Source organism: Gandjariella thermophila, assembly GCF_005405885.1.
In the GTDB taxonomy this organism is placed as follows: Bacteria; Actinomycetota; Actinomycetes; order Mycobacteriales; family Pseudonocardiaceae; genus Gandjariella; species Gandjariella thermophila.
Window position 1 is genome coordinate 82,077 of record NZ_BJFL01000003.1, and the last position, 15,564, is coordinate 97,640.

The window sequence follows — 15,564 nt, forward strand, 5'->3', positions numbered from 1 at the left end:
GCGGGCCGGGGCGGCCTACTTCGCCGCTGCCTTGGCGGCCTTCTTGAACGCGCGGACCTCGGCGAGTGACTCGGCGCTCGTGACGTCGGCGATCGACCGGTGCGAGCCCTCCTCACCGTAGGCGCCGGCCGCCTCGCGCCAGCCGTCTGGCCGCACGCCGAGTTGCTTGCCGAGCAGGGCGAGGAAGATCCGGGCCTTCTGGTCGCCGTAGCCGGGCAGTGCCTTGAGCCGCTTGAGGACCTCTCGACCGTCCGGCTCGCCGTCCGTCCAGATCCGCTCGGTCTGCCCGTCGTAGCGTTCGACGATGTGCCGGGCGAGTGCGTGCACCCGCCGAGCCATCGCGCCGCCGTAGCGGTGGATCGCCGGTTTGGTGACACACAGATCGACGAACTCGTCGAGATCGCACTCGGCGATCCGGTGTACGTCGAACCCGCCCATCCGGTCCGCGATCTTCTTCGGCCCGGCGAAGGCGACCTCCATCGCGATCTGCTGGTCCAGCAGCATGCCGGTCAGCAGCGCGAACGGGTCCTTCGACAGGAGCGCGTCGGCGTCCGCGTCGCCGGTCAGGTGCAGGCTTCGTGCCATGGGGGCCAGCATGTCATGAGCGGGGGCGGTCCCGAAGCGAGCCGGGGCCGCGTCGCACCTACCGGCAACCGGACACCCCATCAGATCCGGCGCGGACGCGACCGAGACGGGGGGTTCGGCAGGGTCACGGCGAGGGGTGGTACCACGGGACGGAAGACGAGTGGCGGCGTCCCGCTCACCCGGGCGGGTACTCGCCGCCGGGAGACGCCGATTGAGGCATGGCGGCTGCCCCCACAAGGGCTAACCTAAGGCTGCGGAGGTGTACGACATGCGAGCGACGGTTGGTGACAAGCTGCACGTGCACGGACGCACGGTGGGTATGCAGGAGCAGTTCGCGGAGATCATCGAGGTGCGCGGCCAGGACGGCGAACCGCCGTACGTGGTCCGCTACCCGGATGGCCGCGAGGGACTGATCTTCCCCGGCCCGGACTCGATCGTCGAGCCGCGCGCGGAGTCCTGACGCCCAGATCGGCGGAAGTGGGTGGTCACGGGCGGGTGCGCGCGCCGCGTGCCGCCGTACGGTCCGGCGGGTGGTGCTGCCCGACCGAGTCAGCCGAGGATCGTGGCGATCAGTTGCTCGCCCAGCGGCCGGGTCGCCGCCACCACGCCGGACCAGCGGCGGGTCACGTCCATCGCGAACTCCAGCGGACGGCCGTGCACGTCCAGCACCACGCCGCCGGCCGCGGGCACGGTGACCATGGCGGCGGCCAGGTCGACGATGCGGTGCGTGTCCGAGCCGGGGTCGGCGAAGGCGTCCACCGATCCCTCGGCGACCAGTGCGGCCTCCAGGCAGGAGGTGGACAGCGCCCGCACCCGGCCGGCGACCCGGGCGACCCGCTGCCACGCCGGCAGCGTGTTCGCCTTGGGGCGGAGCAGGTTCACCGAGGCGCCGGCCAGGTCGGTCCGGCCGCTCGTCCGGTAGGTACTTTCGGTGCCGGCGCGCGTCCACCAGCACCGCCCGGTGTCCAGCCAGCAGGTGACCGCCTCGGCCGGCGTGCCGTCGGCGAGCACCACCCCGGCGAACGCGCACAGCGGCACCCCGGCGGCCGCGTTCGCCGAGCCGTCCACGGGGTCCACCACGAGCGTGGTCGCCGAGCCGTGGTCGAGGTAGCCGGCCTCCTCGCTGAGCAGGTTGACCCCGTTGCGCGCGGCCGCCTCGGCGATGGCGTCCTCGACCAGGGCGTCCACCCGCATGGTCGGCGTGCCGTCGGCGCCGTCCGCGACCTCCTCGGCCAGCGCCGCCCTGCTGTGGGTGTGCCGTGCCGCCCGGTACGCGGTGGCCGCCGCCCGGACGGCCTCGGCGAGCGCGGGGTGCACCTCCGCCGGGAGTTCCGGCTCGGGCACCGGCCAGTTGATGTGTTCGGGGTTCGCGCTGATCACGTTCGTTCCTTTCCCGCGGGACGGCGCACCCCAATCCCATGGGGTCACCGGTCCGGGCGGCCCGCGGGCGATCAGCCGAACGGGCCGCCGGTGATGGTCAGCGCGATGAACAGCACCGCGGCGCCCAGGCCCGAGTACAGCAGCGCGTCCACCGGGCGGCTGCGGATCACGATCAGCCCGGCCCGCTCGTCGGAGAGCACCAGCCGCAGCGCGGCCGCGACCACCAGTGCCACGCCGAGCAGCACCGCGCCCTGCCGCCAGTGGTACTGCACGATCCGCACCAGCCCGGCCACGGCGAACGCGGCGACCAGCCCGAAGGGCAGGTGCACGATGGCCGGCCGGCGCCAGCGCCGGGACCGGCCTTCCGCCGCCTGGGACGGGCGGGTCTGGACCGTCATGGGCTGATCCCGGCCGCCCGCTCGGCGGCCTCCACGACGTTGGTGAGCAGCATCGCTACGGTCATCGGGCCGACGCCGCCGGGGATGGGCGCGAGGAACCCGGCCACCTCGCGGACGTCCGGGTGCACGTCGCCGACCAGTCCCTGGTCGGTGCGGGTGATGCCGACGTCCAGCACGGCCGCGCCCGGCTTGACCATGTCCGGGGTGATCAGGCCGGCGCGCCCGGCGGCGGCCACCACGATGTCCGCCCGGCGCACCTCGGCGGCCAGGTCCTTGGTCCCGGTGTGGCACAGCGTGACGGTGGCGTTCTCGCTGCGCCGGGTGAGCAGCAGCCCGATCGGCCGGCCCACCGTGACCCCGCGGCCGACGACCGTGACGTTCGCGCCCTCGATGGTCACGCCAAAGCGGCGGAGCAGGGTGACGATGCCGCGCGGAGTGGCCGGCAGCGGTCCCGGCTCGCCGAGCACCAGCTTGCCCAGGCTCACCGGGTGCAGCCCGTCGGCGTCCTTGGCCGGGTCGATCCGCTCCAGCAGCGCACCCGCGTCCAACTGCTCGGGCAGCGGCAACTGGATGATGTATCCGGTGCATTGCGGGTCCGCGTTCAGCTCATCGATCACCGCCTCCACCTGCGCCTGCGTGGCGTCCGCCGGGAGGTCGCGGCGGATCGAGGTGATGCCGATCTTGGCGCAGGCGTTGTGCTTGCCGCGCACGTAAGCGTGCGAGCCAGGATCGTCGCCGACCAGCACGGTGCCGAGCCCCAGCGTCACGCCACGCTCGGTGAGCCTGCCGACCCGCTCGCGCAGGTCGTCGAAGATCGCGTCGCGGGTGGCCTTGCCGTCCAGGATCGTCGCGGTCACGCACGCCATCCTCTCAGAACCGGCGCCCGTTCGGCGCACGGCGGGACGGCACCGTCGCCACGGCGACCGCGACGAGGATGATCGCCGCGCCGACAAGGGTGGTCACCGCGAGGTGCCGCCCCGGCGCGGGCACCACCAGATCCAGCAGCACCGCGCCGACCAGCAGCCCGGCCACCGAGCACAGCCCGACCACCAGCACGCCCACGTAGCGGACCGCGGCGGCCGCGGTGGCGATGACCACGATGCCCAGCAGCCCACCCAGGTAGAGCCACCACGGCGCGGAGGTCACCGCCGGCCGGCCGCGCAGCGGCACGTCCACCGCGACGGCGAGCAGCAGGGCCGCCGTCCCCACGGAGAAGTTGACTAGGGCGGCGACGAACGCGTTGCCGGAGGCGCCGCGCACCCGCCCGTTGACCGCCTGCTGCCACGCCGTGCCGATACCGGCCAGCGCCGGCAGCACGGCCAGCCACAGGCCTCTGGAGCCGCCGAGCCCGCCGGCCACCGAGACGACCACCGCGACCACGGCGAGCACCGCCCCGGCCACCCGGGTCGCGGTGACCGGCTGCGGCCCGGTGGGTCCGAGGCCGAGGCCGTCCACCAGCAGCCCGCTGACCACCTGGCCGGCGACCACCGCGACGGTGAACACGGCGACGCCGAGCACGCCGACGGTCAGGCCCTGGGTGGCCACCAGGTACGCCCCGCACGCCCCGCCGAGGGTCTGCCACCAGCGCAGCCCGCCGCCGCGCAGCGCGCCGCGCAGCCGGCGCAGCCCCCGCCGCCCGGGCGGCACCGCCGGCACGACCAGCGCGAGCAGCAGCAGCCCGCCGCCGAACGAGATGAGTGCGGTGACCACGCCGTCGCCGATCTGCCCGGCGAGTTGGCCGTTGAGCCGGGACTGTACGGCCAGGCTGACCCCGCCGAGGAAGGCCAGTCCGGCGCCGAGGGTGCGCTGCGCCGCGGTGGTGGTTTCGGGCACGGTGTCGGCGGTCCCGCCGGTGCGCGTCGAGGTCACGTGTGCCGATCCTCGCCCACCGCACAAGCGCTTACCCCATCATTACCGCTTACGGTGACCTTAGTCACATCATGTCGGCCGGGAACGGCGAGCGCGCACAGCGTCGCCGCGACGGCCAGCACGGCCGCGCCGCCGGCCGACGCGGCCGCCCCGGCCCGGTCCAGCAGCCACCCAGCCAGCGGCGCGGCGAACGTCGGCCCCGCCGTGATCGCGGTGGTCACCCAGCCGAACACCTCGGCCCGCCGCCCCTCGGGGGCGAGCGCGCTCAGCCGGGAGTTGTTGGCGGCCAGCGCCGGGGAGATGGCCATCCCGCCCACCGCCAGTACCACGCCGAGCAGCCACGGTGACGACGCCGGCGACACCGGCGGCAGCACCGGCACCAGGGCGAGCACGCCGAGTGCGGTGCCCGCGGCGCGCAGCGGCAGCCGGGGAGTGCCGCCCAGACCCCCGGCGATCAGCCCGCCCGCCGCGGAACCCAGCGCCCACGCCGCGCCGAGCACACCGGCTGTGGCGGGCGTGCCGCGGTCCCGTGCCCAGGCCACCACGACCATGTCCACCGCCTCCAGCGCGGCGATCAGGAACATCGACACCGCCACCGCGGCCAGCACCCCGCGGATCAGCAGCACGGACCGGCGCCGCCCGGGTCGCGGTCCGGCCACCTCGCCGGCGCCGACCGGGCGCGCCAGCCCGGCGCGGCGCAACACGCCGGCGAAGCCCAGCGCGCCGAGTACCGCGAAGCCGCCGCACAGCGCCGTGGCCGCGGTGGCACCGGCCAGCGCGACGGTGACCGAGATCAGCACCGGCCCGGCGGCGAAGACCAGCTCGACCAGGGTGGCCTCCACCGCGTAGAGCGACTCCCGGGCCGCGCCACTGGCCAGCCGCGGCCACGCCGCCCGGCTCACCTGGCTGACCGGCGGCATGGCCAGCCCGGTAAGCAGCGCGAGCAGCGGCTCCACCGGCCACGCGGCGGCGGGCAGCAGCGCGGGCAGCACCCCGAGCATGGCCAGCCCGGCCCCGTAGAGCAGGCCGGTGGCCACCAGCAGGCGCGGCGCGGACCGGCGGTCCGCGGAGCGGCCGCGGGACGGCCCGGAGAGCCCCTGCCCCAGCGCCAGCGCCCCGCCGACCACCCCGGCCAGGGTGTACGACCCCGTCCAGCCGGCGATCAGGAAGGAGAGCGCAAGCGCGGTGCCCGTGACGTGCAGCCGGCCGAGCAGAGACCAACCCAGCAACGCCGGGAGGTGCGGAATGCGGGCCAGCTGCCGGTACGGGCGGAGCACCCCCCAACTCTGCGACACGGGCCCGGCACCGGACACCCGGAAAACCGGGCCGGCGCTGGCGAAATGGCCGGGTTTCATCCCCCGCCGGGGCGACCGTCCGCAACACTGCATGCACCGCCCGATGCCACCGCATCCTCGACCCGGGCCGCGAAGCCAGGCGGCCCAGCGCCACCCGCGAGAAAGGAGGCCGGAACGTGGCCGACCTCCCGCAGTGGCAACTCGACCGGGCGGACGAGTTGCTGCGGGGTGTCGGGGAGGCGCTGCTGGAGGTGGCGCCCGAGGGGTGGCGCCGGCTGGACCTGGTCTGCCGGTCCTGCGCGACCGTGCAGGACATGGCGCTCACCGCGGTGGCGGAGGACGGTGAGACCTGGCCGCTGCACCCGCCGGACGCGCTGTTCGACGCCATGGCCGAGGTGCGCAGGCTCACCTACCGGCCCGGCAAGGGTGCCTGGTTCTCCGCGCGGTTCAGCATGGAGCCGCCGGCGCGTTGCTCGCTGGTCTACAACTACGAGCACGACCCGCGCTGGGATCCGCCGCTACCCAGCGCCGCCCTGGAACGCGACCTCACCGAGTACCCGAGGGTCAACGAGCGGGTGCCGGAATGGCTGATCGCGGCCATCGAGGAGGTGGCCGGGGAGCCTCCGCCGCCCAGGGCGCCGGGGTCGGTCGGCCCGCGGGAACGCGACGACCTGCTGCGCAGCATCGCCGTGCTGCTGGTGATGGCGGCCCCGGCGGAATGGCAGGAACTTCGGCTGGAATGCCGCGCCGTCGGCCGGTACCTGGAGTTACCGGTCGAGCTGGTCACCGTGGACGGCGCCACCCGGTGGTGGACACCGCCGCCGGAGGCCCGGCGACTGTTCGTCGACCTGCGCTCCGGGATGTACCGCCGGGACGCCGGCACCTGGACCACCGCGTCGCTGACCGTCCGCCATCCCGCCCGGTACGCCGCCGAGTTCGACACCGACAGGGAACCGAACTGGTCGAGCCCGCCGCCGGCGCGGGCGTATGCCGACGAGCTCCGGATGTTCCCGCGGGCCCCGGAGCAGACGCCGGAGTGGTTGCTGCGCCGGACCGGTCGCCCGGTGCCGGACCGGGCGCCGCGGGAGGGCCCGCCGGCCGCGCCGCCGGTGCTTCCGCCGGTGCGCCCGGTGCGCGTGTTCGACGGCGTGGACGCCAGCGGCCGGCCCTTTGTCCGCCGGCCGCCGGTGCCGCCGGAGGAGGTCGGGCCGCTGCTGGAGTACCTGGAGCTGGCGCCCGTCGTGCTCACCGCGCCCGGGTTCGCCCAGGACGCACTGAGCCCGGTCGGCGTGGCGGACGTGCCCAGGGCGTTCCACACCGACGGGGCCTGGGTGTGGCCGGCCGCCGTTCCGCACCACCTGCGCAGGCACGGGCTGCCCCCGCAGACCGAACTGGTGGAACACGCCCGCGCGCGCGGCTTCCGGCTGCCCGCGGTCTCCACCGCCGCCCGGGATGCCGCGGTGTTCGCCATGACCGGCCGCCCACCCGCCGCGGACGGCTGCGCCGAGCCGGAGCGGCGGGTGCTCACCCTGCTGCGGCGGCGCCTGGACGAGCTGGGCGTACTGCCCGACGAGTACGGCATCGGCCGGCCCACCGGTCCCGACCAGGAGGTGCTGGAACGCCGGCCGGACGGCCGGGGCTGGCAGGTCACCAGGTACCTCATCGACGCTTCGCCGGCCCAGCGGCCGGTGGCCTTCGACGACGTGCGCGGCGCCGCGACGTACCTGCTCGGAACGCTGCTGATCGACACCGAGCGGGCCGCCGAGCGCGCCGCCCGGCGAGCCCGGCTGGCCGGGTTCACCGAACCCGGCGGCCGGTTCGCGGCCGCCGGGCGCTGGCCGTTCCAGCCGCTGCCGGGCGAGCCGCCGCTGTCGCTGTTCCGCGACCGCCGGGTGGTGGAGCTGCCCGCCGGTACCGAGGTGGACCGCTTCGGCGAGCCGGAAGGCAACCTGACCTACGCGGCCGGCACCGAGTGGTCCGCCCGATCCCTGCCGGCGGAATGGCGCCGTCGCCCCTACCATGTCTACCGGTTGACCCGTCCCCTACCGGCGATCACGGGTCGCGCGGTGCCGTGGTTCGGGCAGCCGGGCGGCGGAATCGGTTATCTACTACCGCGTTCCGTGGCCGAGCTGCTCGCCGAGGGCAGCCTGTCCGAGCCGGACGAGCCGTACTCGGTGAGCGCGTACGGGCAGGTCCGAACCGGTCAGTAAGAGGGCGGCTGTGTCGAACGGGAAACCAGCAGGCGAAGATGGAGGCGTGTCGCAGCCGACGCCGATGACTCCGATCGAGCAGGACGCGCTCGTGAAGCAGATCGGCCTGACCCTGATGCGCTCCGCGCCCGAGGAGTGGCAGCAGGTCCTGGTCGCCTACCGCGCCACCGGGCGCTACTTCGAACTGGCCGGCGAGGTCCGGTCGGCGGAGGGCCCGGGGCGGAGCTGGACGCCGCCGCAGGAGGTGGCGCCGCTGTTCGCGAGACTTCGCGCCGGCATGTACCGGGACGGCCGCGGCACCTGGTTCAACGCCCGCTACCAGCTCGACCGGCCGTCCAGCTACAACCTTGACTTCGACCGCGACGAGCCGCGCTGGCAGTCGCCGCCGCCGCCCCAGGCCTACCAGGACGAGCTGCGCTTCTTCCCGCGCACCGAGGAGAACATGCCCGAGTGGTTGCAGCGGCGGCTGGGACCGCCCCGGCCGGAAGGTCCGCCGCCGATGCCGCCCGGCCCCCGGCTGCGCCCGGCCCGGGTGTTCGACGGTGCCGGCGCCGGCGGCCGGCCCACGGTGAACCGGCTGCCCGTCGTGGAACCCGATCTCGAGCCGCTGCTGAACTACCTGGAGCGCGCCCCGCTCGTCCGCGGCGGCCGCGGCCTAGACGTGGACCTGCTGTCGCCGGACTCCGCGCTGGCCGTGCCTGTGGCCTTCCACACCGACGGCGTCTGGCTGTGGCCCGCGGCCGTGCCCTACTACCTGCGCCGCTACGGCGTCCCGCCGGAGCCGGAGCTGGTGGAGCACGCCCGGTCGCGCGGCTTCCAGCCGCCGCAGGACGTGGACGAACCGACCCGGCGCGCGGCCAACGCCCTGCTGGACCGGCCGGCGACGCCGCCGCGCGGCTTTCCACCGCCCGGCGAGCAACCACCGGGCCAGCCACCCCAGGCGCCGCAGCAGCCGCGGCCGGGTTTCGCCGGCCCGCCGCCCGGACCATCCGCCGCCCCGCCGCCCGGGGGCGCGGGAGCCGGCGGCACGCCGCCGGGCGAGGCCACCGCGATGGTGCCGCCGCCGGGCCCGGCCGCGCAGCGACCGCCGACGGGCCGGCCCGCGCCGGACGACCACGCCGAATCCCAGGCGGGGCCCGGCACCGAGCCGGTGGACCGGGTCGACCCGGGGGAGGCCACCAAGACGGCGGCCGGGGAACCGGTCCGGCCGACCGGCCCGGGCGTCCCGGAGGAGCAGGCGCGGTCCGAGCCGGACCGGGACCGTTACGACGAAGAACGCTCCGCGCCGGCGCGGTACGAGGACACCCCGCAACGGTGGGATCCGGCCAGTTACCCGCACTCCCCGGCCGGCTCGGCGGCCGCGGAACCGGTGGAGCCGCCGGTGCGCTACGTCTCCGAGGATATCGACCTGTTCCGGCCGTATCAGCCCCCGGCAGAATCGGAACCGGCCGAGCCCGGCCGGTTCGGCACCGAGCCCGAGGACTACCACGCCGAACCGGAGCGGCAGTTCCGGGCCGAGCCGGAGCCGTTCCAGGGCGAGCCCGAGGCGTTCCGGGCCGAGCCGGACGAGTTCCCGGCGGAACCGGAGCAGCGGTACCAGCCGCGGGAGACCACCCTCCCGGCCGAGCCGGACCAGCAGTCCCATGCCGAGCCGGAACAGGTCCGCGCCGACGACGATCGCCGGGGCGGGGACGAGGGACACGCCGAACCCGGGCACGCCGGGCGGGTGGAAGCCGGTGACGACCTCGCCGGCAACGGCCCGTCGAGCGGCGAGCACCGGGACTGGTCGGCGCCGCAGGCGGACGGCCCGGACGATGAGCTGGCCGCGCTCCGCGACCTGCTCGGCGACTACGACCTCCCGCCGTCGACCTACCGGATCGGCGAGCTGGACCCGGCGGCGTGGAGCCTGGTGCCCGACGGGGACGCCTGGCAGGTCACCCGGCCGGCCCGGAACCCGGGCGAGCCGGTGCGCTTCGGCGACCTCGACGACGCGGCCGCCTACCTGATCGGCCGGCTGGTGCTGGAATCGGCCCGCGGCGAGCACGACCGGCCGCAGCCGGCCGCGTTCGCCGAGGCGGTCACCGACGACGGCTGGTCGGTGGACGCCGCCCCGCGGGACTTCCACCAGCACGACGAGCCGTTCCAGCACGACGATGCCGCCCGCCAGCCCGATGAGCCAGGCTCCGAGCCGGCGCAGAGCGGGCGCGCGGCCCAGGACCCCTACGCCGACGGCACCGGCGAGGCGGTCGTCACCGCTGAGTCGTCGACGAACGGCTGGCAGCCCGGCTACCCGGGCACGGACACCCAGCAACGCGCCGAGCCCGGTTACGCGGGCACAGACGCCCCGGAACACATCGAGCCCGGCCAACCGGTGCGGTACTCCGCCGACCACGGGACGCCGGGCGGCCAGCCGGCACCGGCTGACTACTCAGCACCGGCTGAGTACCCGGCGGCGGCTGAGTACCCGGCGGCGGCTGAGTACCCGGCGCAGGTCGGGCACCCTGCGCCGGCGGGGCACGGCCAGGCTGCACCCGGGTACGCCGCCGAAGGCGGGCGGGCCGAGCACGCCGCCGCGGTGGCCGCGCCGGACGCCACCGCACCGGAGCCCGCCTACCAGGCGTACCGCCAGGAGCCGGAGGCCGGCGGCCCGGAGACCGAGGACGTGCCGGCGCCGCCGACCGTGGAAACCGAACCGGCCACCGACATGCCACCGGAGCTGCTGTACCCGCCCGGCCACCCCATGCGGGACGCGGCGTCCGGCACCGCACGCCCGGCCGCGGAGGGCAGCGACCGCCGTCCCGGCGAGCCACGCTTCGACCAGGAACGGCAGCCGGTCGTGGCGCCACCGACCGGCCCGGAGAACACCCAGCCGGCCGTGCCCTCCGCGACCACCGCCGGACCGCCGGCCGCGCTACCCGAAGGGAACGCGTCGGCGATGCGACCTGCCGTCCCGCCGGCACCGCCGGGCGCCGCGGGGGCGAGCACTCCGGTGGTGGCGCCGGCCACCTCGGGTGGCACCGCGCCGGCGATGCCACCCGCCGCCACCGCGGGGAACGCCGCGGCGGTACCACCGGCCGCCCCGGCGGGCGGGAGCGCCTCGGCGGTACCGGCCGCCGCCCCAGCGGTGCCGGCGGCGCGGCCGGAGCAGGCCGCCCGGCAGCAGGAACCCGCGTCGGCCGGGCCGGCGCCCGCGCAGCGTGAGGACACCGCGCCGCGCACCGGGAACTGGCCGATCCAGCCGATGCCCGGCGAACCGCCGCTGACCCTGTTCCGCCACAAGCGGATGGTGGAGCTGGGGCCGGGCACCGAGTTGGACCGCTTCGGCGACCCGGACGGGAACCTCACCTACGCGGTGAACACACCGTTCGAGCAGCGGTCCCTGGTGCCGGAGTGGGTCAACCGGCCGTACCACGTGTACCGGCTGCTGCGGCCGATCGAGGTGCTGAACGGCGTCGCGGTGCCGTGGTTCGACCAGCCGGGCGGCGGCTCCGCCTACCTGCTGCCGCAGTCGGTGGCGGAACTGCTCGCCGACGGCAGCCTGGTCGAGGTGGAGTGGGACGGCAGCGTCGGCAACCACCAGTGATCCACCCGCCGATCTCGCCCGACGCCGGCTCCACCAGCGTGCGCCCACCCGGTGGCGGCCTGGTCGAACGCTCCCTAGTCGATCCGTAGGCCGTGCGCCGCGGCGAAGGCCACCGCCGTGTCCAGATCGATCCGCGCGCCGGCCAGCCTGGCCTGGACCAGGGCGTCGGCGTCCAGGTGTGCCCCGCGCAGGTCGGCGTCCTCCAGCCTGGCGGCCAGCAGCCGGGCGCCGCGCAGGTCGGTCTCCCGCAAGTCCGCCCGGCGCAGGTCGGTCTCCACCAGGTTGGCCTCGCGCAGCCGCAGGCCGCGCAGGTCCGCGCCACGCAGGTCGGCCGCGCCGAGGCCGACCAGGGTCAGGTCGGTGTCCCGTAGCGTCCACGGCCGCAGCCGGCACTCGGTGAACAGCGAGCCGAGCAGCGTGCACGCCTCGAAGGTGCTGCCGGCCAGCACGGTGCGGTGGAACGTGCAGGACCGGAAGGCGCTCGCCACGTGCCGCGACTCGCCAAGGTCGGCGCCGGTGAAGTCGCAGTTGGTGAACGTGCAGCCGTGGATCTCTATGCCGCGCAGATCGGCGTCGGTGAACGTGCAGCGCTCGAACACCCGACGCACCCAGCGACGCCCCGCCAGTACCGCGTCCGTGTAGTCCTCGCCGACCTCGGCCGGGACGGCCGCCTCCGATTCCATCGGCTCCCCCGGAACGGCACCGTCCGGGGCCTCGAGTTCGTCCACGCGGTCACCTTGCCACGGCATAACCGGAAGTCGCGGGAGCGGCTCGGGATGCGCAGGTGAAGCTGTTGCAGCCGGTCCGCGACCAGGCTGACCACGCCCTCGGCGTTCTCCACCACGCCGCGGACGAGCAGCGCACCGCTGGACCGGGCCACCCGGCGGTACCGGGCCCACAGCCCGGCCGAGCAGACCACGTTGACCATGCCGGTCTCGTCCTCGAGGTTGAGGAAGGTGACCCCGCCCGCGGTGGCCGGCCGCTGCCGGTGCGTCACCGCGCCGCCGACCAGTACCCGGGTGCCGTTCTTCGTCTCGGCCAACCTGGCGGCGGGCAGCGCGCCCATCGCGTCCAGCCGCTCCCGGACGAACTGGATGGGGAAGCTGTCCGGGGACAGCCCGGTGGCCCACACGTCGGCGACCGCGACCTCCACGGCGTCCATGCCGGGCAGCGCGGGCGCGTCGGCGCCGACCACCGTGCCGGGCAGCCGGTCCTCCCGCTCGCCGGCCACCGCGCCGGCGGCCCACAGCGCCGCCCGACGATCCAGCCCGAAGCAGCCCAGCGCGCCCGCGGTGGCCAGCGCTTCGGCCTGCGCGGTGGACAGCCGCACCCGGCGAGCCAGGTCGGCCGGGCGGCGGTACGGCCCGTTCCGTTCCCGCTCGGCGACCAGCGCCTCGGCGAGCTTGTCCCCGATGGTGCGCACCGAGCCCAGCCCGATCCGCACGGCCAGGTCCGGGTTGCCTTCGGCGACGGGTTCCAGGGTGGCGTGCGCCAGGCTGGCGTTGACGTCCGGGCCGCGCACCACCACCCCGTGCCGGCGGGCGTCGGCGACCAGCGACTGCGGTGAGTAGAAGCCCATCGGCTGGGCGCGCAGCAGCGCGGCACAGAACGCGGCCGGGTGGTAGCGCTTGAAGTAGGCGCTGGCGAACACCAGGTACGCGAAGCTCAGCGCGTGGCTCTCCGGGAAGCCGAAGTTGGCGAACGCCAGCAGCTTGGCGTAGATCCGCTCGGCCAGCGCGCCGGTGATCCCGTTGCGCGCCGCGCCGGCGTAGAACCGCTCCCGCAGCCGTTCCATCCGGGCGGTGGACCGCTTGGCGCCCATGGCACGGCGCAACTCGTCCGCCTCGGCCGCGCTGAACCCGGCCACGTCCACCGCGATCTGCATGAGCTGCTCCTGGAACAGCGGCACGCCCAGCGTCTTCTCCAGCGCCGGTCTCAGCAGGTCGTGCTCGTAGCTGACGTCCTCCTGGCGGTTGTGCCTGCGGATGTAGGGGTGCACCGAGCCGCCCTGGATGGGACCGGGGCGGATCAGCGCCACCTCCACCACCAGGTCGTAGAACTTCTTGGGTTTCAGCCGGGGCAGGGTGGCCATCTGCGCGCGGCTCTCCACCTGGAACACGCCGACCGAGTCGGCCCGCTGGAGCATCTCGTACACCTTCTGGTCGGTCAGGTCGAGCTCGCCGAGGTCGATCTCGACGCCCTCATGCTCGCGAACCAGGTCGATGGCGTAGTGCAGCGCGGAGAGCATGCCCAGCCCGAGCAGGTCGAACTTGACCAGGCCGACGGTGGCGCAGTCGTCCTTGTCCCACTGCAGCACCGAGCGGTCCGCCATCCGCGCCCACTCCACCGGGCAGACCTCGCTCACCGGCCGGTCGCAGATCACCATGCCGCCGGAGTGAATGCCCAGGTGCCGGGGGAACCCCTCCAGCTCGCCGGCCAGCTCCATGACGGCGGGCGGGATGTCGTGGTCGTGATGGTCCATTGTGGACGCAAGCGGGCCCCACCGGTCGATCTGCCTGCTCCAGGCGTCCTGCTGGCCCGGGGAGTAGCCGAGCGCCTTGGCGGCCTCCCGTACCGCCGACCGGGACCGGTAGGTGATCACGTTGGCCACCTGGGCGGCGTTCTGCCGACCGTACTTCCGGTAGACGTACTGGATGGCCTCCTCCCGCCGGTCGGACTCGATGTCCAGGTCGATGTCCGGCGGGCCGTCCCGGGCCGGCGCGAGGAAGCGCTCGAACAGCAGCTCCCAGCGCACCGCGTCGACCTTGGTGATGCCCAGCGCGTAGCAGACCGCCGAGTTCGCCGCCGATCCCCGTCCCTGGCAGAGGATGTCGTTGTTCCGGCAGAACGTGACGATGTCGTGCACCACCAGGAAGTAGCCGGGGAAACCGAGTTCCTCGATCACCCGCAGCTCGTGGTCGAGCTGGGCGTAGGCCCTCGGGTTCTCGGTGAACGCGCCGTAGCGGCGCGCCGCGCCGCGGTAGGTCAGCTCGCGCAGGTAGCTGTCCTCGGTGTGGCCCGCGGGCACGTCGAACGGGGGCAGTTCGGGGGCGACCAGCCGCAGGTCGAAGGAGCACTGCACGCCGAGCACGGCGGCCCGCTGCACCGCGCCGGGGTAGCGGGCGAACCGCTCCGCCATCTCCGCGCCGGAACGCAGGTGCGCGGCGGGCGCGGGTGGCAGCCAGCCGGCCATCTCGTCCAGGCTGCGCCGGGCCCGGATCGCCGCCATGGCCGCGGCCAGCCGGCCCCGCCGCGGGGTGGCGTAGTGCACCGCGTTGGTGGCCACGGTGGGCAGCCCCATCTCGCCGGCCATCCCGGCGAGCAGGTCGTTGCGGTCGGTGTCCTCCGGGAGGCCGTGGTCGACCAGTTCCACGAAGACGTGCTCGGCGCCGAACAGGGCGACCAGCCGGCGCAGCTCGTCGACCGCCGCCCGCGGGCCGCGCTCCGCCAGCGCCCGGCGCACCGCGCCCTTGCGGCACCCGGTGAGCACCGCCCAGTGCCCGCCGGCCTCGGCGGCGAGGCGCTCCAGGTCGTACACCGGCCGGCCCTTCTCCTTACCGTCGAGCTGCGCCCTGCTGATCACCCGGCACAGCCGGTGGTACCCCTCCGGGTCGCGGGCGAGCACGAGCAGGTGGTCGCCCTCCGGGTCGGCCACCCCGTTCTGCGGCGCGGTCAGCCCGAGACTCAGTTCGGCGCCGAACACGGTGCGCACGCCGAGTTCCTCGGCCGCCTCGGCGAACCGCACCACCCCGTACATGCCGTCGTGGTCGGTGATCGCGATGGCGTCCAGGCCGAGCGTCGCGGCCGTCTCGACCAGCTCCTCGGGATGGCTGGCGCCGTCCAGGAAGCTGAAGTTGGAGTGGCAGTGCAGTTCGGCGTAGTGCTGCCGGGGATCACCGTCCGGCTGGTCGGTGACACCGGGCAGGCTCACTCCCGGTGGTGCCACGTACCGGTCCCGCCGCCTGGTCCACGCCGGGCTGTCGTTGCCGTCGCCCGGCCCGGTCCGGCCGGACAGCGCCCGTTCCAGCTCGGTCCAGGTCACCGGCGGGTTGTTCCACCCCATGGTCAGTTCTCGGGGGAACGCCGCTGCCGCGGGACCACCACCCGCGGGTCCGGTTCCGGCAGGGCCAGGAACACGTCATCCATCGTCCACTCCGGACGGCCCCGTACCATGGCCCGGTACCGCACCCAGCCCATGCCAGACCACGGTTCGCGCCCGCGGTCGCCCTGCGCTCCGTGCGGCC

Annotated in this window: 12 protein-coding genes; 3 read left to right on the forward strand and 9 right to left on the reverse strand. The window is 75.1% G+C overall.

Going from position 1 to position 15,564, the window contains the following annotated elements; genetic code table 11:
• Positions 1–15: 15 nt before the first annotated feature.
• On the reverse strand, positions 16–585 hold the full coding sequence (locus FFT21_RS04270; protein WP_137812431.1) for an HhH-GPD-type base excision DNA repair protein: 570 nt from the start codon (positions 583–585) through the stop codon (positions 16–18).
• A 268-nt stretch (positions 586–853) separates the two neighbouring features.
• On the opposite strand from FFT21_RS04270, the gene FFT21_RS04275 reads away from it, so the two are divergent.
• Positions 854–1,045, forward strand: a complete 192-nt coding sequence (locus FFT21_RS04275) for a DUF1918 domain-containing protein (protein ID WP_137812432.1) — start codon at positions 854–856, stop codon at positions 1,043–1,045.
• Positions 1,046–1,134: 89 nt separating this feature from the next.
• On the opposite strand, the gene FFT21_RS04280 is transcribed toward FFT21_RS04275, so the two are convergent.
• From FFT21_RS04280 to FFT21_RS04300, 5 genes are all read right to left on the reverse strand, one after another.
• Positions 1,135–1,965, reverse strand: coding sequence for an inositol monophosphatase family protein (locus tag FFT21_RS04280; RefSeq protein WP_225978082.1), 831 nt, complete (start codon positions 1,963–1,965; stop codon positions 1,135–1,137).
• A gap of 71 nt (positions 1,966–2,036) precedes the next feature.
• Positions 2,037–2,363, reverse strand: a complete 327-nt coding sequence (locus FFT21_RS04285; protein ID WP_137812433.1) for a DUF3017 domain-containing protein — start codon at positions 2,361–2,363, stop codon at positions 2,037–2,039.
• Positions 2,360–3,220 (reverse strand): bifunctional methylenetetrahydrofolate dehydrogenase/methenyltetrahydrofolate cyclohydrolase, encoded by an 861-nt coding sequence (locus FFT21_RS04290; RefSeq protein WP_137812434.1) that lies wholly within the window; start codon positions 3,218–3,220, stop codon positions 2,360–2,362. Before FFT21_RS04290 ends, FFT21_RS04285 begins: the two co-directional genes overlap by 4 nt.
• A gap of 13 nt (positions 3,221–3,233) precedes the next feature.
• On the reverse strand, positions 3,234–4,232 hold the full coding sequence (locus tag FFT21_RS04295) for a DMT family transporter (protein WP_137812435.1): 999 nt from the start codon (positions 4,230–4,232) through the stop codon (positions 3,234–3,236).
• Positions 4,229–5,527 (reverse strand): MFS transporter, encoded by a 1,299-nt coding sequence (locus FFT21_RS04300; protein WP_225978083.1) that lies wholly within the window; start codon positions 5,525–5,527, stop codon positions 4,229–4,231. Before FFT21_RS04300 ends, FFT21_RS04295 begins: the two co-directional genes overlap by 4 nt.
• A 176-nt stretch (positions 5,528–5,703) precedes the next feature.
• Between FFT21_RS04300 and FFT21_RS29540 the strand changes: the two genes are divergently transcribed.
• Both FFT21_RS29540 and FFT21_RS29545 read left to right on the forward strand, forming a co-directional pair.
• Entirely contained in the window at positions 5,704–7,737 is a 2,034-nt protein-coding gene (locus FFT21_RS29540) for a TNT domain-containing protein (RefSeq protein WP_225978084.1), read from the forward strand.
• A 46-nt stretch (positions 7,738–7,783) separates the two neighbouring features.
• Complete coding sequence (locus FFT21_RS29545; protein ID WP_225978085.1) at positions 7,784–11,320, forward strand: glycohydrolase toxin TNT-related protein; 3,537 nt, start codon at positions 7,784–7,786, stop codon at positions 11,318–11,320.
• A gap of 74 nt (positions 11,321–11,394) precedes the next feature.
• On the opposite strand, the gene FFT21_RS04315 is transcribed toward FFT21_RS29545, so the two are convergent.
• From FFT21_RS04315 to FFT21_RS30230, 3 genes are read right to left on the reverse strand one after another with little or no spacing between them, the layout of a single operon-like run.
• Positions 11,395–11,919 carry a pentapeptide repeat-containing protein gene (locus FFT21_RS04315; protein ID WP_307722898.1) on the reverse strand — a complete coding sequence of 175 codons (525 nt, stop codon included), beginning with the start codon at positions 11,917–11,919 and terminating at the stop codon, positions 11,395–11,397.
• Positions 11,874–15,383: an error-prone DNA polymerase gene (locus tag FFT21_RS04320; protein WP_137812437.1), complete on the reverse strand. Its 3,510-nt coding sequence runs from the start codon at positions 15,381–15,383 to the stop codon at positions 11,874–11,876. Before FFT21_RS04320 ends, FFT21_RS04315 begins: the two co-directional genes overlap by 46 nt.
• A gap of 2 nt (positions 15,384–15,385) precedes the next feature.
• Complete coding sequence (locus tag FFT21_RS30230; protein ID WP_264081624.1) at positions 15,386–15,517, reverse strand: hypothetical protein; 132 nt, start codon at positions 15,515–15,517, stop codon at positions 15,386–15,388.
• Between the last annotated feature and the right edge of the window lie 47 nt (positions 15,518–15,564).